The sequence below is a fragment of the Zarconia sp. genome (genome assembly GCF_057467645.1).
The window spans coordinates 24,594-46,234 of sequence record NZ_JBRJXU010000092.1 but is presented as its reverse complement, the minus strand read 5'-3'; the positions used below and the strand labels follow the sequence as shown (position 1 = coordinate 46,234).

Below are 21,641 nucleotides of genomic sequence, written 5' to 3'. Positions count from 1 at the left end.
AAAATTCAAACGCTCTTCAAAAACGAACGAGATCTTAGCACAATAACGGTGATGCAGGTTCTTGATTGTGCTGTGGGTTGTTTAGAAGGGGGAGAAATTTATTGTGAAATTAGTTCTTTTCAGGAAGCAACTCTAATCGCGGCGTTACTCGATCGTCCCGAGCAATTTGGATATGCCGTAGAACGTTCTGAAGAAGTTGCCCTCGACGAGCAAAAGCTTGAGGATTTTTTTAATGTGCTTGCTCATTTTGAAATTGAAGATCGAGTCATTCTTTGCGAGCAAAATTTTGAAGAATTCTTTTTCGATTTAAAAGAGCTTGAGCTAGAAGATAAAATTGGCGTTTATTTTTACAATGGAGCGCACGATTATCGCTCTCAGCTTTTATCATTACTGATGGCAAAGACGTTTTTGGCCGATCGCGCTTTAATTGTGGTGAGTCATACTCACTCAAGTAGCGTCCATCAAGCGATTTGGGACTTTATGGCAGCGCATGCAGAATGTAAAATCTTGCTGGATTTGAAGTTACCATCCCATGAAACCAATCAGTTTGGCGATCGAATTCACGTTCTCAGCTGGGATATCGATCGAGACTATAACTATCCCGGCTCGAGTTCGATCGAGATTCGCGATGACGCTTTGATTCAGAGTATTTACGACCTACAATTTGGCAGCGATCGAAAAATTTTAGAATCGATTCGTCAAGAAGCATTAGAGCTGCAAAAACGAAATGATTATCGTGCCGCCGCCGAAAAGTACGAGCAGTTTTTAAAGTGGGACGATCGCGATTTCCAAGCTTGGTATAATTTAGGCATTGTTTATTATCACCTAGAAGACGATCGAGAATCTTTTCAAGCATTACTGCATGCGTTAAAAATCGATTCAGAGCGAGCGAACCTACATTATACTTTTGGATTCGTTTGCGAAAAACTAGAACGATTTTCTGATGCAGTGACCGCATACCAAAGAGCGATCGATTTAGATAAAAATTATATTGATGCATATAACAACTTGGGAAACTTGTTATACGCCGATTGCCAATTTAAGCTAGCGGAAGAACTGTACCGTCAAGCCATCGAAATCGACTCGCAGCATCTGGGAAGTTATTTAAACTTAGGAAATGTCCTCATCGTCCAACGCAAAATTGATGCCGCGATCGAGACTTATCAAGCAGCATTAAAACTCAATCCAAATTATCCCGAACTACAGAATAATTTAAATTTAGCCCTTGAAGCTCAAAAGAATCCCGAACAGTTTTATCTAAATTTAGCCGATACCTATTATCGCCAAGGTCAATATCAATTAGCGAAAGTTCAGTATTTACAATATATCGAAAATCATCAAGGTCAGGTTGAATTATACTTATCCTTATTTGATTGTTTGCGATCGCTCAAGCAAAATGAAGAAGCCATAGAATACTTAAAACAAGCGATTTCTTTGTATCCTCAAGAATCGAAGCTTTATGCTCTTCTCATTGTTGCACTTCGAGAATATGGCTTAATTGACGAGTCTATGGCTTTAGCGAAGAAAGCACGTAAATTAATTGATTATTCTTTTGAGATAAACCTGATAAACTCTCTGCTCTTACCGGCAATCTATCGTTCGAAAGATGAAATAAAAAACTATCGAGATCGATTTATCCAGAAACTAAATGAATTGATTGAAACCACCGCTCTCGATACGGAGATCGAACAGCAGGAAGCACTGAAAGCCTTGGGTTTGCATACCAACTTTTACTTAGCTTATCAAGGTCAGTGCGATCGAGATATCCAACAACAGTACGGACAGTTTGTCGGCAAAATCGTGGCGGCGAACTACCCCCAATGGATACAAAACCTTCCTTTTCCCCCCTTAACTAAAGAGGGAAAAATTCGCATTGGCTATCTTTCATCTCATATGGGACCGAAACGACTCGGAGAATTGATTGTGGGTTGGTTGCGTCACAGCGATCGGGAAAAATTTGAAATCTACTGCTACTATCTGGGTAATAAAGAAGATTCATTAACCCATCAATTTAAAAATGCCAGCGATCGCTTCTATAAAGTGACGGGGAGTGTAGATGAAACTTGCGATCGGGTGATTCAAGATCGCTTACATATTCTCGTCTTTTTAGATATTGGCTTAAACCCGAAAATGACCCCCCTTGCCTCTTTACGACTCGCTCCGATTCAATGTACGACTTGGGTGCATCCGGTCACTTCCGGCTTATCCACGATCGATTATTTCTTATCGAGCGATTTGATGGAACCCGAAAATGGCGAACAGCACTATTGCGAACAACTCATTCGGCTACCGAATATTGGCATCTGCTATCGAGAACCGATAGTTCCCAAACTCGAGAAAACTCGTTCGGATTTTGGGATTGATGACGATCGGATTATTTATCTCGCCTGTCAATCTCTATTTAAGTATCTTCCTCAGCACGACTATATTTTTATCGAAATCGTTCGCCAGCTTCCCCAAGCTCAATTCGTATTTCTCTCTCATCCCAGTCCTCATACAACGGAACAATTTAAACAACGCCTAAAATTGGCGTTTGCGAAGTTTAATCTCGATAGCGAAGACTACTGTACTGTTTTACCTCGTCTGAGTGAGTCCGACTATCTTCAAGTAAACCAACTCTCGGATATTTTCTTAGATAGTTTTAGTTGGTCGGGAGGGGTGACGACCCTCAAAGCGATCGCCTGTCACTTACCCGTGGTGACCTGTCCGGGGGAATTTATGCGCGGTCGCCACTCCTACGCCATTTTAAAAATGTTGGGAGTCACCGATACGATTGCGGATAATGCCGCAGAATATATAGATATTGCCGTGAAGTTGGGTCGGGATGCTCGATGGCGGCATAGTATCGTTAACTGCATTACAAATGCTCGAGATCGCCTCTACGACGATCGAGAATGTATCGCAGCGTTGGAGGATTTTTATCAGCGTATCGTTCGGGAGAAACTCCCCAAACGGGACTGATGTTCGATCGTTGGTTCCCATCAAAAAGTATCAGGCAGAACTGAGTCTACCTGATACTCTTGAAGGTACAACTTCCAAACGGAAAATTAATTGAATTAATTCAGTTTGTAGCGTCCCTTACTTCATCACATTCTCTTCGCCACCGCAGTCCGTCACGAGGTTACCACTTACTGTACCAATAGCAGGCGGAGAGGAGGGTAATGTTGTATTTTGACAAGCAGCAGCCAAGGATTGACCGGTCTCATCAACTTGCACTTTCCCAGCGTAGGCAGCGAGGGTTGCATTATCTTTTGGATTGGCGTTAATCGTCGCTTCTGTACCGCTAGGACCTGTAATCTCAAATGTATAGTTGTTACCGCTCGTGGGGATACCAATCTGGAGCGCAGTGAAATCCGGGGCAAATTGAGTGTTTTCCAAGCGATAGGCTTGTTGAGACCGGTTGACAGCACCGACGTTATTCTTACCTTCGGCTTGCTTCGCTTTAGCGGCTTGGTTGAGGAAGGAGGGAAGAGCAATAGCGGCGAGGATACCAATAATGATGATCACCACCAGCAGTTCGATGAGGGTAAAACCGCCTTCTCTCTTCTTCTGATTCAAATTTTGCAAAAACTTGGCTTTAAATTCAGTCTTCATGCGCGTGCCTTCTCCTAAAAGGTTTGGGATGCTTGGGGTTTTTATCTCCTAGATCTAACGTACCCATCCTCGACGGAGTTCATATCACCCCCCCAAAAAAATTTTTTGGGGATACAGCATACCGTAGATGGAGAGACTGTAGGGTGGGCAACAAGAGGAGAAGAAATTGCCACGAGTGAAGGCTTCGTGTTGCCCACCTCATCCAAATTGACTGTTGGTGGGCAACAGCGTATTTCCTTATCCGTGTTTCCGATAATTGGTTTGCCCACCCTACCCGAAAACTACCCGGAAACTACCCTGAAACTCGAACGTTCGTCCTGAGATGAAATCCTAGCGCTCAACCAAGACGTAGCCGTATTCCACCATCGTCGAAACTATTCCCCTGACTGTTGCAAATGCTGACTCGAGATCGATCGGCTCCAGAGTTATCGGATCGAGGGGTTGTAGCTGATGCCAGCGTTGCACCATCTCCATCATCGATTGCGACTCGTCCCAGAGTGGCAGCAAACAACTCATAGACGAACTATCGAGCCAAATCCCCGACAATCCCGGCAATGGTAAATATTGACCGATCTCTAGGGAGATGAGTCGATCGATTCCAGCGACTGCTGCCTCTTTGACTTTTTCTGTTTTGAGTTGGGGGTGTAGGTGAACGCTGGCGGTGTGCCAATCTCGATCGCTCCATTCCGTTATCGGAACGGTCTGTTTTGCCGATTTGGGATGACCGCACCAAAAATCGATCAACCGATGAATGGGATTGAGAAGTTCGTAGAGATGGAGTTTAGTTTCAACGCTCAACCCCGGCAAACTCATCCCCCAAAATGCCGGTAGGTCGTCTGGGTTCTGGAAGAGTCGAGCGATATCCCACTGTCGAAAATTTAACAGTTCGATAAATTCCAAACCGGCAACTTCAAGCAACGCAAACACTTCGGGAATGGTATATCCTTTATCTCCTTGCAGGAGATGATTCATCAAAGCTCGTTTCGGATTGGTTTGGATTTCGGGTCTCCAAGTTCTTTGCTTGAGATTGACGCTATTTTTTAGCGCTTCCATCGTTTCTTGGAGAATTTCGACGGCCAAGTCATCGGGATCTTCATCCATCAAACCGAGTTGTTGGCAAAATTTCTGAGCGCGAAAGACTCCCGCACGTTGGTAAGCGTTGTGCAGATTGGTGCGAATGATACCATCGGATTTGAGAACGGACTTCATCGCGTTGAGTCCGGCAGCAACATCGGGTAAAAGATAGAGAACTTCATCGTTATTGATATAGTCGAACTCCAATCCCAAACTGGGGAGTTCCTCTAGTGGCATGGCGTGAAATTCAAAGTGTTCGACCTGATGGTACGCCAACCGCTTCCGAGCCACTGCGATCGACTTTGGAGACAGATCGACTCCCACAATTTTCGCACCGGGATTGGCTTCGGCTAAAATCAGAGCTTTATAACCACTCCCACACCCAGCATCGAGAATCACTTTTCCCTCAGAACTAGGAATTTCTTGATTTCTAAGATAGTACGGAGTGACTAGGTTGTGGAAGTAAAGAAGATTTGCGTCGTCTTTGGGTGAATCTTCTAGAGGCACGTTTGGGTAAGGTTCGGATTCATATTGCTGGCGAATTTTTTTGACAATTTCGGAGGACATAGGCACGCTAGAGTTACAGACAAAAGTGAAAAAATTTCAATAAATTTAGAGGTTACTTTATCTGATATCTTGCATAAATAGACGAGCTTTTAAGTAGGTGGGCGTTAAAATTTTTACCGATGTAACTAAATGTAAATTGCCTCAACTCCTCTCTCCAGGCGAAATCGGATTTATTTTACAAATTGCAACATAACACAGCTTGTCAGTGCCTACCTACTTAGCTCAAATTTGGTCGTTTTTAATCAATTATTTTTGGCGATTATAGATGATTTTCAAAAAAACTTGAAATCAACGTAAAATTGAGATTTCGATCGCAGAAAATATTGATAGTTCTAGAGCTTAAATATCCGTTCGATTGAGTGATTACTCATGACGAACGAATTTGGGACTTGCTCGATCGCGCTGGCGGCTTCTGGAAATCGACCCGTTCCTTCAATGGCGCTACGTCTGCCACTATTTTCTCATCTTTTCTAGCCGTTTCAGTATCGAATCGGTTTTGACCTCTGCGATGCGATCGAGATACAAACTGGGGAGATTTCGATCGTCTATTTCAGTTGTGCTAACCAGCGTTGTAAATCTGCCATATCATTGAGTTCAAAAATAGCATCACCAAGCTGTTCGAGTTGGGAACTCGGTAAACGTTCGATCTGATTTTGCAGTTCCGGAGTCAGTTGGCGAAATCGCCGATAAAGCAGCCGAAGAACGAGTTGGCGTTCCCCCCGTTCGAAGCCTTGTTCTAATCCCTGTTGCAACCCCAATCTGCGTCCTTCTTCCAGACCCTCTTCAATTCCTTTTTTGACGGCTCCAATTTGGTCGAAGAAAAACATTTCGCGTTTTTCTAACAACTCCAATTCTTCCCGATTCAAGCTCGCTCGATTTGCAAGCTGCATCGCTTTTGTTAGTTCCGGAATCACTTGCATCTGTGGGGGAATACTTTCTAATTCCGTTGCATTTTTGATAAAATAAATCCATCGATCGGCAAGGGTCTCGAGTTCGTCTATCGATTTGTTGAATTTAGGAAGTTCGACAAAAATCAGCTCCATTTCGACATTCATCGGATCTCCCAAATCTTCAATATCTTTGAATCGGTATCTGGAAATCGCACGCTCGTGACGCTCGAAGAGTCGAAAATCGGTAATTGTCAACGTGAGAACGGGATTGAGTTTAAAGTAGCCTTCTCCCGATTTAATCTGCGTGGCATAGGTTTTTGCAGCATTGTAAACCACTCGCTTATCAAATGCCGCCACATTGAGAATTTGCATATCAATTGCAACAATGTGTTGGTTATCGAGGGTTGCCTTAATCCCGAGATAGCCATCTTTTAATCCCGCTGTATTTGCAGAGGAATAGGGATCGATAATTTCTAAGTTTTTAATCGGGGCTTGGTCTTGATAGAGCAGAGCATTCAAAAAACTCCTTAAAATATCTTGGCTATCTACAGAACCAAATATTTTTTTAAAAGCAAAGTCTATTTTGGGAATAATAAATCTCATGTTTTTCCACCCAAAACGATAGAGTTACTAGCCAGTCAAACTCTCAAGATATTTATCTTCGAGCCATCTTTCGCTCGTTATTATATGACATTATCAAAGATCTAAAACCCAAATTTACTCTATTCTTTTCAAAATTGGATGTCTTCCAAGCAACTGCCACGCCATTACCTTTGGGATTCGGGCTATTGACCTCGAAGCTTCTGGTTTTAGATCGTTGAACTTTCATGAGTTTAAAAAAACTTAAGCGGACGATAGGTTATTCGATCGAAGCTTATGTAAAATCTGTGTAACAATATGAAGAAAGTGATAAAAATATAAAACTTTAACATCGAGAGGTCACAATATGGTAGTTGCCACCGCACCCGCCCAAAAACGGCTAACGACCCAGACCGTCGAGATTGCCGAAGATACGACAACCATTCGTTGCTTGGACTGGGATCGCGATCGCTTCGATATCGAGTTTGGCTTGCAAAACGGGACCACCTACAACTCCTTCATCATTCGCGGGGAAAAAACCGCCCTGGTGGATACCTCCCACGCTAAATTTCGCCAACTGTACCGCGATGCCCTCACGGGAGCCATCGACCCCACCGAAATCGACTATTTAATTATCAGCCATACGGAACCCGACCATAGCGGTTTGGTCAAAGATATCCTCGAACTCGCCCCCGATATTACCGTCGTCGGGGCAAAAGTCGCCATTAAGTTCCTCGAAGATCTCGTTCACCATCCCTTCGAGCGCCTGCAGGTCAAAAATGGCGATACCCTAGATTTGGGCAACTCTCACGTACTCGAATTCGTCAATGCCCCCAACCTCCACTGGCCCGATACGATTTTCACCTACGATCGCCACACCCAGGTGATGTACACCTGCGATGCCTTCGGAATGCACTACTGTTCCGATCGCACCTACGACGATAACCTCAGCGAAATCGAGCCGGACTTCCGATTTTACTACGAATGTCTGATGGCCCCCAACGCCCGTTCCGTCCTCTCCGCGATGAAGCGGATGGACAAACTGGGGGAGATCGCCACCGTCGCCACCGGACACGGTCCCCTGCTGCGCCACAACGTCGGGGAACTTACCGGACGCTACCGGACTTGGAGTCAAAACCAAGCCAAAGGGGAAACCACCGTCGCCGTCTTCTACGTCGCCGACTACGGTTATAGCGATCGCCTTTCCCAAGCCATCGCCCGAGGTTTGACCAAAACCGGCGTTGCCGTCGAGATGATGGATCTCAAATCCGCCGATCCCCAGGAAGTCCACGAATTGGTCGGTCGCGCCGCCGGGATCGCCATCGGTACGCCACCGGCATCGGGTCCGGTGGCCACGGAAGTTCTCGATGCCCTAGGGACGGTGTTTGCCGCTGCCAAAAACAAGCAAGCCTTCGGGATTTTTGAAGCCTATGGCGGTAACGACGAACCCGTCGATCCCCTGACGACCAAACTGCGGGATTTGGGTCTGAAAGTGGGATTCAAACCGATTCGGATTGCCGACACTCCCAGCGAGCAAACCTACCAGCTTTGCGAAGAATCCGGCACGGATATGGGTCAACTCCTGACCCTCAAAGATGCCATCAAAAAAATGAAGTCCCTCGATAGCGACTTGGATAAAGCCCTCGGACGCATCAGCGGCGGACTCTATATTATTACTGCCAAAAAAGGCGACCTCACCAGCGGCATGTTGGCCTCGTGGATCGCCCAAGCCAGCTTCGAACCCCTCGGCTTTACCGTTGCGGTAGCCAAAGACCGGGCGATCGAATCCCTGATGCAAGTGGGCGATCGTTTCGTGCTCAATATCCTTGAAGAAGGCAACTATCAAGGCTTGATGAAGCACTTCCTGAAGCGATTTCCCCCCGGTGCCGATCGCTTTGAAGGGGTCAATACCCAACCCGCCCAGAACGGTTCGCCGATTCTCACCGATGCCTTAGCCTACCTCGAATGCACGGTCACCAGCCGCATGGAATGCTCGGACCACTGGATCGTCTACAGCAGCGTCGATACCGGCCGCGTCTCCAAATCCGATGCCATGACGGCCTCTCACCATCGGAAAGTCGGAAATCACTATTAATTAATGGAGTAGGGGTCTTAGCGTAGCCATGCGCGAAGCGCTATACGGCCGTTGACCCCTACCTTTATTTTCGCGGACAACACAATAACATCGCCTTGAAACCTCTTACCTTTCACTCAAAGTAATTGTCAATTGTCCATTGTCAATTGTCCATTATCAAACTCCTCTACCCATGCTAGAAACCGCCACCCCGCAGATTCCTACTCAACCGAGAGACGTACAGACCGTCGAAATTGCTGCCGATACCCTAGCGGTGCGATCGCGCAGTTGGGGACGGTTGCGCTTTGAAATCGAATACGCCTTGCAACGGGGAACCACCGCCAATTCCTACCTGATTCGAGGCAAAAAAACCGCCCTGTTCGATCCCCCCGGAGAGTCGTTTACCGAAAACTTTCTGACGCAGTTACAAGAGCGCATCGACGTCACCCAGCTCGATTACGTCATCCTCGGTCACGTCAACCCCAATCGGGCCGTCACCTTAGATGCCCTGTTAAAGCTCGCGCCCCAAATTACCTTCATTTGCTCCAACCCCGGCGCGATCGCCCTTCGCAACCTCCTCCCAGAACGCAATCTCGAGATTAAGGTGATGCGGGGGGAAGAAACCCTCAATTTAGGGGGCGGACATCGACTGCTCTTTACCCCCATCCCCACTCCCCGATGGCCCGACGGATTGGCCAGCTACGATCCGAAAACCCAAATCCTGTTTACCGATAAGTTTTTCGGCGCTCACGTTTGCGGCCATCAGGTGTTCGATGAAGGCTGGAGCGTATATAACGAAGATCGCCGCTACTATTTCGACTGTCTGATGGCCCCCCACGCCCGTCAGGTAGCGACGGTGCTCGATAAACTCGATAGCCTGCCCCCCGCGAAGTTCTACGCCCCAGGTCACGGGCCGCTGGTACGCTACGGTTTGACGGAACTCACGGAAAATTACCGCCTCTGGAGTCGGCAGCAAAATTCGCAGAAAATCTCCGTGGCGCTGATTTACGCTTCGGCATACGGTAATACGGCAACCGTGGGACAGGCGATCGCGAGCGGTCTCACCAAAGCCGGAATTGGGGTGGAATCCATTAACTGCGAAGTGGCCGAACCGGAGGAAATTCAAGCGGCGATCGAAAAATGTGCTGGATTTATCATCGGTTCCCCCACCCTCGGCGGCCACGCCCCCACCCAGATTCAAACGGCTTTGGGGATTATCCTCTCCAGTGCCGATAAGAGCAAGCCGGCCGGGGTGTTCGGCTCTTTCGGCTGGAGTGGGGAAGCCATCGACTTGTTGGAGACGAAGCTGCGAGATGGGGGCTACCAACTAGCCTTCGAGACGATTCGGGTGAAGTTCAAACCTACGGATGTGACCCTGAAAACCTGCGAAGAAATCGGCACGGACTTCGCCCAGTCCATTAAGCGATCGAAAAAATTCCGTCCCCCCGCCCAACCGGCCAGCAATACCGAGCAAGCCGTCGGGCGCATTGTCGGGTCTTTGTGCGTTTTGAGTGCCCAACAGGGAGGGGTTACCAGCGGGATGCTCGCCTCTTGGGTGTCTCAGGCAACCTTCAATCCGCCGGGTGTGACGGTGGCGGTGGCGAAAGAACGGGCGGTGGAATCGTTAACCCACGTCGGGGATACGTTTACCCTCAATATTCTCGCGGAAGGTCGCTCCCTGCGGAAGCACTTTATGAAGAAGTTTGCTCCCGGTGAAGACCGATTTGCCGGATTGGAGACGGAAGAGGGAGAAAACGGCTGTCCGATTCTTAAGGATGCCCTGGCGTACTTGGAATGTACGGTGAAAGATCGGATGGAATGCGGCGACCATTGGGTGGTATATGCGACGATCGATCGGGGGAATATGTTGCAAAAAGACGGACAAACGGCTCTCCACCATCGCAAGTCCGGGCGTAATTATTAGGTCGATCGGCGTTCAGCACGAGCGCGATCGGCCGTTAGCTTTCGAGCCAACGTGGCAGTACTGGCGTTAAGATAGTTTTGCGTGGGAGGGTCTGGATTTCGTTGCGATCGAGACCCTCCCACTTCTATCTTTCTTTTCCCGAGCAACATCGATGAGTGTCGAACGAATTTCCATCGAACTCACCAATCAATGCAGTAAGCAATGCCACTTTTGCTATAACCACAGTCATTCTGGCGGGAATACCACTTGGACTCCTGATGAGATTGTCACCTTCGTTCGCGATTGTGCCAGTTTGGGGACTCGGGCGGTTTCTTTAGGCGGGGGCGAACCTTTAGAGTACCCCGGATTATTTGAAGTTTTACAGCGATTGCAAGGGGTCTTGTTTCGTTCCGTCACCAGTAATGGATTGCACTTGCACGGCGAGAATTTAGAGCGGTTGGTGGCGGCACGTCCGGATAAAGTTCACCTCTCGATTCACTTCCCCCAACAGCCACAAGAAGTGATGCGAGTTATCGGGCCGGTGAAACAGTTGGAATTATTGGGAATTCACAGTGGCGTTAATTTATTGGTATCTGCGTCGAACCTCAAGTCTGTAACCCATGCAGCTCGACTACTGCGCTATTCGGGGATTGGAAACGATCGCATCGTCTATTTGCCCATGCGCGGAATCGATACGCCAACACCCGAGCAAATTTTCCGGGTTGCCGGGGAACAACCCTTTCAGTCGATGACCTGTTTGACGGCGTGCCAAAATAGCCCCCGTTTTTGTGCGATATCCTGGGACAAGCAGGTATCGTGGTGTTCCTATACTGTGGCTCGTCGCCCGTTAAAAGCGCTCACTGCCAACGCCCTAGAAATTGCCCTTCAAGATTTACCGTTGGTGTTCTGCGGCGAGAATTAGTCGATTTCAAGCAAATGAAGTGGAGGATTCCTCATGTCAGATTTTCCCGCCGCTCACAGTATGGATACAACTTGGTTTGCGGTTGATGCCGAAGGTCATATTGGTGTATTCGATTCAAGTGAAGGTGGTGCGGTTCCGGAATCGAATTCTCAGTTTATGAGAGAGTATTGGACGAAGAGACAAGACAATTTGTGTCTATACGAGCTGCACGATCTATTTTGGCAATGGTCGCAGGAAAATGAGAATCGAGTTATTGACCTTGAGATTCCATCCCATAAGATTCTCAACCAACTTAGAATCGATTTACCTAAGTCTAATTGCAGCCAAAAGACGACGAATAAAAAAAACTCTAAAATTCCACCAATATCACGATCGCCGTCGTGGATAGATGCAGGAGTAATCTCAAATCCCAATTCATATATTGACTGGGAAATGCTCTATGGTTGTTGGTTTTTGATTCTTTCGGGCGATGAAGCGAAGACGTTCGATATTTTGAAACATCACTGCTTGGGAAGTGCAGATTCTAGAGATTACATTCTCCATTTCTCCGGAGAACCTAATCTCATTTTTATAACCTATTGTCCCAAGACAACGATTCATGAACTTTTTTATCAAGGCTTGGTGCAATATGCTCATCCATCTAGTCCCTATCGTCGAGATTTCGCAACAACACTGGGACTATTTTCCTACCTACATGATTATTCCTACCCATTCCCATATGAGTGTGACGGTCAACCCATTCACCCCTTAAAACTCGATGATTTGCCAGAGAGGTTACAGGATATCTTGACTTGGACTTGGTTCGATGCCATTAAGTTTTCTGAAAGTCGCGAGATACAACCCATTGAACATATGAAATGCAAGACATGGGGGACAAGTAAGCGGTGGATAGATACTAAAGGTAACGAACGAGAAGGATATCCTCAGAATCGCTCTTAAATCTAAACTAAACTAAATTTGGAGAAAAGATTTATGTCAGATTTTCCCGCCGCTCACAGCGCGGATACAACCTGGTTTGCGGTCGATGCCGATGGTCATATTGGTGTATTCGATTCCGGTGAAGGTGGAGCTGTTCCAAAGCCTAATATTGAATTTCAGAGAGAGCTTTGGCACAAGGGATGGCCGGAACCATGTCTGTACGATTTGGACGAACTCTTTTGGGAATGGTCGCAAGAATACGAGAATCGGGTTATCTATCTTGAGATTCCCTCCCATAAGATTCTCGACAAACTCGGTTTATTGAAATTCGATCTGAGTACAACATCCACCCAGGATATTTCTCCCGATCTTCTAACTCCATTAATATCAATTCTGCGGATTGAGGAAGGAGAAACCTCAACTCCCGATTCAGACGACTCATGGATAGATTCCGAAGCTCCTTGGCTGTTGCTTCTTGCCGGTAATGAAGCACAAACGTACAATATTTTGAAATCTCATTGCTTGAGAAGTAAGGATTACGCAGACTACATCGTGCGCTTTTCTGGAGAACCCGCTCTCCTCTTTATTACCTATTGTCCGTACGGAACACTGCATACACTTTTTGAAAAAAACTTGGTAACTTGTGCGATTCCATTAGAAGGATATCGTTATAATTTAGCAACATGGCTAGGATTATTTTATTATTTTCACGATTGTCCAGATCCCATTCCATACGAGCGTGACAGTCAACCCATTCAGCCTTTAACACTGGATAATTTACCGAAGAAAATTAAAGATATTTTGACGATCACTCGTTTCGATCGAATTAAGTTTTCTGAAAGTCACGAGATACAACCCATCGAACATATGCAATGCGATACATGGGGAAGCTATGAATGGTGGATGGGTACTCAAGGTAACGAACGAGAAGAACATCCTCACGATTATCCATCTAACGCTCGTCCAACGAATACCTTATCTGACCCCGATGAGATCGAGTTTTAGAAGATCGGCTTCATCACTCAAAAAATTAAAGAACTTGAACGTTCGCCAAATTAAAAAATTTGATGAATTGTTTTATATCAGATTTAGTATGACTAGACCGATTCTAGAATTCCCAAATCGTCTCAATTTCATCGGGGAATGGTTAAAGCATCATCAACCAAATTCTTACTCGGCTTTACAACCGGGTTTGAGTCGATCGGAATTGGATGAGTTTTTAGATCCACTCCCCTTTTGCTTGCCGACTGAATTCTACGAATTGTATCAATGGCATGATGGCATGATGTCGCTAGATATAGGCTCGGATATTTACAATGGAAGTCCCGATCAACTCTTTCCCGGCTATACCTTTAACCCTATTCAAGATACGATCGATTTACGCGCAGACATTGCCGATGATGTAGGCGCTCTATTACTCGAAAAAATGAGAGAGGAAGATGGAATTTGGATAGAGCACTCGGGAATACTCAACAATTATTTTATTCCCATTTTTACATTGGATTGCAAAGAACATATTTGCCTTTTTGGCACGACATCTCAAAACGAATTTTCCCCTTTGTTGAGATTTTTTAGTGAAGGAGAGATCTACTTTGTATACGACGATCTAAACAGAGCAATCGAGACGATCGCATCTTGCTATCAAAATGGAGCGTACTATACTTTTGAGTATCCCGATGGAGAAAAAGAAGTTCGCTCTGATGAGAAGCGAGAAGAAGAAATTCGGATGTTTCTCAATCCCAAAGCTGCCAATTTAATCATCAATTAAAACCAGCTTGCGAATTTTATTGCGTCGTTTCTCTCGATAATCGGCTTCAACAGCAGCAAAGAAAATCCGCCAAGCAGAAATCGACAAGATCGCTGGAAACGCCGTTTTGAGACCCTCAACCATCTTCTTTTTTTGAATTGCGTCCCAACTCCAACGAAGCTGAAGATAAGCGCGAATGGCTTTGAGTTGAGGAGGATTTTTCGGTGGGTGAGTCTGGATAAACTGGTATAAGTTATCCAAGATTTTTAGATTAGTATCTTGTTGAGCGATCGGGGTGTTATTTTCAGCTTCGCTCTTTGTTTCCTGGCGACGAAACCTTAAAACCGCATGCTGACCGACCCTTTCGATTATATTGCGAACTCTTGATGTTTTTTCACCAGAATGAAAGTCGGCTAGCGTTGTTGAATTTTCGAGAACGTCAGGGGATTGAGATAATAGCTCGTTGGCATACTCACAAAACAATTTTTCTTTCGCAAACCAAGGTGGATGGCGAAACAAAATAGCTTTGACTAAAAGTTTCCAAGCCGGAAGAGAAAAGATAGCTGGAAATGCCGTTTGTAGGGTTGCCCAAAGCTGACCTTGCTTGAGTGAGACAAAACTCCAATGTAATTTTAAATAATCTCGAACGTCTTTGATTTCCGGTCGATCGTCGTGATACTTTTGATTAACGAGGGTGTGGATTTTTTGCTTCATCAAAATATTGGTATCCATCCGCTTTTGCACGGAAAAGCGATGGTTGTAAGCCCCCGGCCAAATCGTGCGATAGGCCAAACATTGATTGAGAAAGACCGCATCTCCGAACTGGGCGATTTTTATCCACGAATCGATATCGTCGCAGTTACCATCGAACCGAGAATCCCAACCCCCCGCTTGCCAAAATATATCCCGGCGAAAGGCCACCTGAACCGGCGTTCCAAAAGGCACCATTTCCAGCAACATTCCGTAGTGAATATCTTCTTGGGGAATGTAGAACGCTTTCCCCGGACCGGTTTTAGCCGTGCGGCTGAGTTCAACTTCCTCGGCATCCACTTGTGCGGCTTGACACGAACAAATCACCGCTTGAGGCCGCAACGAGATCGCCTGGGTCATTTCTTCAATGCAGTTCGCCGCGAGATAATCGTCGTCGTCGAGGGGTTTAACCCAGTCTCCTCGTGCCACCTTAACCCCGGCATTCATCGTCAGAGAATGACCCTGATTTGAGGCATTGCAATGATACACCAGGCGATCGTCCCCTTGCTGGTGCAGCGTATCTCGCAGGTGGGTCACGTATTCCCGCGTGCCATCTGTGGAACAATCGTCTGCAACCACCACTTCACAGGCAACGCTTTGTGAGAGTGCCGAATCAATTGCCCGCTTTAAAAGGTCTAAACGGTTATAGGTTGTAATGACAACACTGAAGTTCATGCACCTGGGAGATTTGCCAAGACCGTTTTCAAATCTAGTTAGATTTGGATGCAAAACCATAACCGATGGATGCCCCTCATTGTATCCTCTGTTCGATGATACATTCTAGAAGCATTTTCGACCTTCGCAACAACGAACTGGAGATGCAGATTTTGGCCCGCATCCCACTTCGAGTCAAATTTTACACAGGGGATGGCGCGAAACACTCCGAGGTAAAACTCCCATGCAATCCGTAGGGAACGTGATGCTTCAGGTGCAGGCGCGCGACGGGTTCGGCTTCGATATTGTTTGCATCCAAAATAACAACATCCGATCGATCTTTGGCCGCATCGTACACCATTATTAGTACCCAACCGTCATCTTCGGCAGTTCCACCAGGACGAGGTACAAATAGAGGTTCGCTGCCGAAACCGCGGGGGGCAAAACTAGATAACTGCCGTTCCCCGGTCTGTAAATCCAGCTTCAGTACCCCTTGTAAGGGTGCGTTCCCCGTTTCTTGATGGGCGGCCCCAATATAGACGTATCGATAGTTTCGACCGACGTTTTGGGGATGCAAGCTGGGAAACTCGCAACAGCGAGATTCAAGTACCCGATGTTGGACGGTTTGGGTATCGAGAGACAGTTCTAAGCGCCACAACTGCCCGGCCGGGACGGTATCGAAGTCCAACTCGCGAAAATCCGCATCGGGTTCAACGGTGGGGAAGGAGTCGTAGGCGATCGAATCTACAATAATTTTGTCTCCATCCTCCCAGGCGTTGGCATGGTGGAAGACGAAGGAGGAAGGCGCTTCGAGAATCCGAACCTCTCGGTTATTCCCAAACCGCGGAATCAGGATAACTTTCGTCGTCCCCGTCGGATCGAAAGCCACGCACTCGGCAGCCCCCCGCAATCCGAAGACGAAGGGCAAGGGGTTGAAGCGGACGGGATTTTGAAAGAAAATGCAGTAGTTGGGGGTAATTGCCATATCGTGGATAAAGGCAAAACCGGGTATGGCGTGGCTATGCTGCCGTAACAGCTTTCCGGCCGGATCGAATTCGTAAATGGTGATGGTACTCGAAATTCCGGCTTTGAGGGCAAAATTCACCAAACAGGGGGCGCCCCCATCCATTTCGCAGTGAGGATCGATGCGGGGATGGGCGGAAAAGCCATCTCCCGGTTTCAACAGTCCGTCGAGATCGTCTTTACCAAGGGTTTCGAGGGTGGCGGGGTCGAGACGGTGGGGCTCGGCAGCTTCCCAAAGGGCAAGCAACTTTTTCCCCCAATAAATGACATTGGTATTGGCAATATTTTTGAGTTTTACATCGAAGGCATTTGCCCAAAATCCACCGGGTTTATTCGTGCCGAAAACACCGCGATACAACATCTTATTGGCTTGCCGTTCGGCGACGTAGCCTTCGGTGCGAACGAAGCGATTTTTGAAATAGGCTCGACTGTTTTGAAAGGCGATAGAACAGACCATTCCATCGCCATCAAATGGGTGATGAACGGGTTCGCCACCGATATCGAGTAAACCGGGTCCGTTGCGAAAGAGAGTTCCTTCTAATTCCGGGGGAATTTCTCCTTCGATATCCTCGATCGAGTATTCATATTCATTGGGCTGGGAACGATAACCGCCCTGCCAGTCTTGGCGATCGTAAGGTTTTCCATCTGTAGCGAAAGTGCGATCGGCAGTGGGCTGCAAGGATTTTTGAATGGGCATTTTGGAGTCGATCGATTAATTCGTTATAGATTGATATTTTGTCTTCAAAGTAACGGATAATTTTGCCGTTATTTGAATTATAAATCGATCGGGTCTCTCTTCCGCAAAAAAATTCCCCAGTATCCCACTGGGGGTTGAAATTTTCTATGTTTGAGTATGAGGTCTAAGGTCTCATTTATTTTTGAGTAAATGCTTGACGAGATTATCTTTGACCATCATCTGGCGTAATACTTCTAATAAGCAATCCTGTGCTTCTTCTTGGCTTAGATTTTTCACTTGTGTTTGTAAAATCTGTAGCCGGAATTGCTGTTCCATACTGAGTTGAGCTGGCATATTCATATAAATCGCTCCTTACATATAGTCGCAATGGCTTCCAATACCTCATCCAATCCCCGATTGAAGTGCGTACGGAAGAGCTTGTTAATTAATATAACGCTTGAAGGGTAGCTTGTCTACATTGTCAAGCTAATCCTAATTAAAGCAACAATATTTTACACAAAAGCAGATGAATTTCGTTACAGGGGTGACATTTCCGACCCCGGAGAAATGCTAAGAGTCATAGCTGGCAAGCCGTAGAGCTGTCCAGAAAGGGTGAGGAGTCTCGCGCGACTGCTGAATGCTTCGACTTTCTACAAGCGCTGCACCATCATCGACGCAAAAAAAGCGGATGGTACCGCAAAAATACCACCCGCAATCGACCGAACGTTTGTCAATCTAGAAGCTCATCTGGATTCAACTGACATTCAACTTACACATCGTAGAGGACGCCAACAGCCCCGGCCGCATTCAGGTTATCGATCTGTTTGCCCGGAATGCCCACTAACAAGTCGGCACGGCCGTCACCGTTGAAGTCGCCCCCAGCCACACTCCAGCCGAAGCGATCGCGAGATTCAGGGGGTTCGCCGGTGATGTCGAGGTTATCTTGGGAGACAAAGCGATCGCCCAATCCCGTGAGGCGATTTTGAGAACCGTTGAGGATATTCACCCCACCCACATCGATACTGTTGACACCAACCCCGAGGTCTTCGCCGGGAACGCCCACACCCAGGTCATCGATGCCGTCACCGTTGAAGTCCGCCGCCGTCAGGCTAGTGCCGAAGCGATCGCCTAGGAAGCCGAACTCGCTATTTTCGCCCCCTTGAGCAACCCCTTGCACCCCAAAGCTATCTTGATGCCAGAACTGGTCTCCCGTCGCACTCAGGCGATTGGCCGAACCGTAGATGACGTTCACCGCACCGGCATTGGAGACATTCTCGATATCCTCTTGGGGAACCCCAGCGGCCAAGTCATCGATGCCGTCGCCGTTGAAATCGCCAGCGGTCAAACTCGCGGCAAATCGATCGCCCGTTTCCGCCTCATCGAGAATCCCCGGTCGGTTTTGGTGCCAGGTTTGATGGCCGTTTGCCGTCAAGCGGTTGGCCGAACCGTAAATCACCACCGCAGCTCCGGCATCCTCAATATTGCCGACGGATTCCCCAGGACTGCCGACAGCCAAATCGTCCCGACCATCGCCGTCAAAGTCCCCGGCCGTCAGCGCACCGCCAAATCGATCGCCCGCTTCCGCAACGGGACCGAGAACCGGACTCAGTTGTGCTTGGCCGCTATCTTGGTGCCAAATCTGGTCGCCGATGGAGGTCAGACCGTTGGCGGAACCGTAAATCACGTTCACTGCCCCCGCATCGACGATATCGAAGACATCTTCACCGGGAACACCCACGGCTAAGTCCACAAATCCGTCACCGTTGAAGTCACCGGCGGTGAGGGTTTCGCCAAAATTATCTCCGGCTTCGGCACCAAAACCGGAACTAATCCCCGGACTATTTTGCGTCCAGAACTGACTGCCGGTGGCGTTCAAACCGTTGGCGGAACCGTAGATGACGTTCACCATCCCCGCATCCACCACATCGATCGCATTTTCATCGGGAGAACCCACGGCCAAGTCCATAAATCCGTCGCCGTTGAAGTCGGCCGCCACCAAACTCGAACCGAAACCATCACCGGATTCTGCACCCAAACCAGAGTTCAAACCCGCACTGTTCTGCGTCCAAACTTGGTCGTTGAGGGGCGGGCCGTTGGGATCTAAACCGAGACCGGAACCGTAGATGATATTCACCGCACCGGCATTATTAATAGAACCCACATCTTCGCCGGGAACGCCGATGGCCGCGTCGTCGTAGCCGTCACCATTGAAGTCACCGGTTGCTACCACTTCTCCCATGCGATCGGCCGCTTCAGAACCGAATTTCACCCCAGGGGAGTCTTGGGACAAGAGCTGGTCGTCAGGGAGAGGCAGAATAATTTCAAAGTCGCCGGGAAGCACCACGGGGGGAACGACGGGAACGCCAATGATGGGGTCGGGATCGAGTTCGGGGCGCACGTCCACAGTATCCGGTTCGCGGAACGGGGGGGACATTTCGATCGGGCGTTCGCCGAGGATGATGCCATCGAGAGCGACGGTTTCTAGGGTCGGTTCGACAGTCGGTTCGAGACCGCCTCCGGAGGCGACACCCACCAAGGTATTACTCGCATCGGGCCCCATGAGGTCGCTGGCGAGTGCACCGACCATCGGATCTTCTTCTAAGCTGCCGATTTGACCGAGGGGACGAGTGTTGGGGAGATTTCCAAAACCAAGAGTTTCCATGATAATTTGTCCGATTTTTGTTGGATTAAAGAATTGTGTGAATCGTCAAGTTCGTGGCGTTCGAGTAAAAATTGGGGGCTGTCGGGGCGCAACCATTGGGGCGATTCATTCTGAGTCACGCGAAACCTGACATTTCCCAAAGCTTGTGCGCTATCCGGCTATGGCGCGCGCTAACGCCCTCTTCGATGGGGGAAATTGAGCGTAGGATGTTTGCCGGCATACTGTCGCTCCCCCCTGTGGCCCTAAACAATGGTTGTTAGAGGTCCGCCTTCGTTCAGGGTGAGGGTATTGGGATCGACACCATCAACAATTCCCACCAGTTCCCGCGCTTGGAAGAAGTTACCGCTGGTATCGACCCACAGACCTTGGTCGATGAAAATGCGCGTGCTGGTGCTGCCATCCACCATGAAGGATTCGAGGATGTAGTTTTCGTTGCCTTTGAGTTGGATCGTGTCTTGACCGACAATAAAGTCCGTGATGCGCGCGAAATCTGCTTCGCCGGAATTGCCGACTTCGATAACACCATCGTCGTAAAACGCTTTGCCGATACGCCCTAAAATAAATTTGTCGTTCCCGTCACCACCGGTGAGAATATCAAACTCACCTCGTCCGGGTTCGGCATCATCGTTATCGACACCGATTAGTACGTCGTTACCGTTCCCGCCCAGCAACTGGTCGTTCTGTGCGCCCCCATAGAGGCGATCGTTGTTATCGCCGCCATCGATAAAGTCGCGACCGTCGCCACCGTAAAGATCGTCGTTACCATTTTCACCAAAGATAATGTCGTTACCGCGCTCTCCATGAATTACATCGCGATCGCCACCGCCATACATCGAGTCGCTGCCAGAACCGCCATAGATTAAGTCGGAACCAGAGTTGCCAAAAATCAAGTCATTTCCACGACTCCCGTACATCGAGTCATTTCCACTACCTCCAATTAGAATGTCGTTGTCTAATCCACCATTAAGATAGTCGTTACCCAATCCACCATCTAAAAAATCTTCATCGCGACCTCCATACAGGCGATCGTTTCCCGGATCCCCCCAGAGAGAATCGTTTCCAGCTTCACCAAATAAAACGTCGTCACCGGCAAGAACTAGAGGGAAAACTGGGAAAAAAGGAGGTTTGCGATCGCCGTACATGACATCGTTGCCATTGCCACCGCGTAACGTATCGTTGCGGTCTAAACCGTATATCCCATCTGCAAAGGGACTGCCATTTAAGGTTTCAGATGCCGGCGTACCAGGAATGAATGCCATAACTCAAGAACTCCATCTATGGTGTTTGGGAGGATGAATTTCCTCCTGTGGCGTTTATAGGTTGGAGCGATGGAAAACTTATGCACTTTTGTTCTGGAAAGAAAATGCAACGGCAGAAAATTCGGGTCGATCGTCTTCTCAAAACCCCAACGGTCAAGGGTTATCGCTATATTCAGAGTTGTTATGGACGGTGTTGAGTCGCTCTCGGGAGCAATGCTAGCTTTGAGGGGAAACGGGCGCAGGATGCTGGTGACGCTCAGACTGTCCTCACCTAAATGAATGTCGCGATAGAACGATTGCGAGGTTTGCAGCATCAACCCGCTACAAACCCCATAATCGTTCTATCGAT

At 47.9% G+C, this 21,641-nt stretch carries 16 protein-coding genes; 8 read left to right on the top strand and 8 right to left on the bottom strand.

The window, feature by feature from the left end:
* The first annotated feature begins 51 nt into the window (after positions 1 to 51).
* The gene (locus AC2215_RS13700) at positions 52 to 2,961 is read left to right on the top strand and encodes an O-linked N-acetylglucosamine transferase, SPINDLY family protein (protein ID WP_486810638.1); all 2,910 of its coding nucleotides are present in this window, start codon (positions 52 to 54) and stop codon (positions 2,959 to 2,961) included.
* A gap of 117 nt (positions 2,962 to 3,078) precedes the next feature.
* Here AC2215_RS13700 and AC2215_RS13695 read toward each other — a convergent pair whose 3' ends face one another.
* Positions 3,079 to 3,594 carry a type IV pilin-like G/H family protein gene (locus AC2215_RS13695; protein WP_486810570.1) on the bottom strand — a complete coding sequence of 172 codons (516 nt, stop codon included), beginning with the start codon at positions 3,592 to 3,594 and terminating at the stop codon, positions 3,079 to 3,081.
* A gap of 105 nt (positions 3,595 to 3,699) precedes the next feature.
* Here AC2215_RS13695 and AC2215_RS13690 point away from each other — a divergent pair, with 105 nt between their 5' ends.
* Entirely contained in the window at positions 3,700 to 3,915 is a 216-nt protein-coding gene (locus tag AC2215_RS13690; RefSeq protein WP_486810569.1) for a hypothetical protein, read from the top strand.
* Between the two features lie 9 nt (positions 3,916 to 3,924).
* On the opposite strand, the gene AC2215_RS13685 is transcribed toward AC2215_RS13690, so the two are convergent.
* Together AC2215_RS13685 and AC2215_RS13680 are read right to left on the bottom strand one after the other, a co-directional pair.
* Positions 3,925 to 5,235, bottom strand: coding sequence for a class I SAM-dependent methyltransferase (locus AC2215_RS13685; RefSeq protein ID WP_486810568.1), 1,311 nt, complete (start codon positions 5,233 to 5,235; stop codon positions 3,925 to 3,927).
* Positions 5,236 to 5,780: 545 nt separating this feature from the next.
* A complete protein-coding gene (locus AC2215_RS13680; protein ID WP_486810567.1) occupies positions 5,781 to 6,728 on the bottom strand; it encodes an Rpn family recombination-promoting nuclease/putative transposase in 948 nt (315 codons plus the stop codon).
* A gap of 343 nt (positions 6,729 to 7,071) precedes the next feature.
* Here AC2215_RS13680 and AC2215_RS13675 point away from each other — a divergent pair, with 343 nt between their 5' ends.
* From AC2215_RS13675 to AC2215_RS13650, 6 genes are all read left to right on the top strand, one after another.
* Positions 7,072 to 8,799 (top strand): diflavin flavoprotein, encoded by a 1,728-nt coding sequence (locus tag AC2215_RS13675; RefSeq protein ID WP_486810566.1) that lies wholly within the window; start codon positions 7,072 to 7,074, stop codon positions 8,797 to 8,799.
* A gap of 172 nt (positions 8,800 to 8,971) precedes the next feature.
* The gene (locus AC2215_RS13670) at positions 8,972 to 10,702 is read left to right on the top strand and encodes a diflavin flavoprotein (protein ID WP_486810637.1); all 1,731 of its coding nucleotides are present in this window, start codon (positions 8,972 to 8,974) and stop codon (positions 10,700 to 10,702) included.
* A gap of 151 nt (positions 10,703 to 10,853) precedes the next feature.
* Positions 10,854 to 11,603 carry a radical SAM protein gene (locus tag AC2215_RS13665; RefSeq protein WP_486810565.1) on the top strand — a complete coding sequence of 250 codons (750 nt, stop codon included), beginning with the start codon at positions 10,854 to 10,856 and terminating at the stop codon, positions 11,601 to 11,603.
* Positions 11,604 to 11,636: 33 nt separating this feature from the next.
* The gene (locus AC2215_RS13660) at positions 11,637 to 12,542 is read left to right on the top strand and encodes a hypothetical protein (protein WP_486810564.1); all 906 of its coding nucleotides are present in this window, start codon (positions 11,637 to 11,639) and stop codon (positions 12,540 to 12,542) included.
* Between the two features lie 33 nt (positions 12,543 to 12,575).
* Entirely contained in the window at positions 12,576 to 13,526 is a 951-nt protein-coding gene (locus tag AC2215_RS13655) for a hypothetical protein (RefSeq protein ID WP_486810563.1), read from the top strand.
* A 34-nt stretch (positions 13,527 to 13,560) separates the two neighbouring features.
* Positions 13,561 to 14,289, top strand: coding sequence for an SMI1/KNR4 family protein (locus AC2215_RS13650; RefSeq protein ID WP_486810562.1), 729 nt, complete (start codon positions 13,561 to 13,563; stop codon positions 14,287 to 14,289).
* Here the strand turns inward: AC2215_RS13650 and AC2215_RS13645 are convergent.
* The 5 genes from AC2215_RS13645 to AC2215_RS13625 all read right to left on the bottom strand — a co-directional run bounded on the left by AC2215_RS13645 (position 14,275) and on the right by AC2215_RS13625 (position 21,292).
* The gene (locus tag AC2215_RS13645; protein WP_486810561.1) at positions 14,275 to 15,693 is read right to left on the bottom strand and encodes a glycosyltransferase family 2 protein; all 1,419 of its coding nucleotides are present in this window, start codon (positions 15,691 to 15,693) and stop codon (positions 14,275 to 14,277) included. The two genes, AC2215_RS13650 and AC2215_RS13645, sit on opposite strands and share 15 nt — an antisense overlap.
* Before the next feature lie 181 nt (positions 15,694 to 15,874).
* Positions 15,875 to 17,392, bottom strand: coding sequence for a carotenoid oxygenase family protein (locus AC2215_RS13640; RefSeq protein WP_486810560.1), 1,518 nt, complete (start codon positions 17,390 to 17,392; stop codon positions 15,875 to 15,877).
* Positions 17,393 to 17,563: 171 nt separating this feature from the next.
* Complete coding sequence (locus tag AC2215_RS13635) at positions 17,564 to 17,731, bottom strand: NblA/ycf18 family protein (protein WP_486810559.1); 168 nt, start codon at positions 17,729 to 17,731, stop codon at positions 17,564 to 17,566.
* Positions 17,732 to 18,140: 409 nt separating this feature from the next.
* A complete protein-coding gene (locus AC2215_RS13630; RefSeq protein ID WP_486810558.1) occupies positions 18,141 to 20,033 on the bottom strand; it encodes a hypothetical protein in 1,893 nt (630 codons plus the stop codon).
* 242 nt (positions 20,034 to 20,275) lie between these two features.
* Positions 20,276 to 21,292: a calcium-binding protein gene (locus AC2215_RS13625; RefSeq protein ID WP_486810557.1), complete on the bottom strand. Its 1,017-nt coding sequence runs from the start codon at positions 21,290 to 21,292 to the stop codon at positions 20,276 to 20,278.
* Between the last annotated feature and the right edge of the window lie 349 nt (positions 21,293 to 21,641).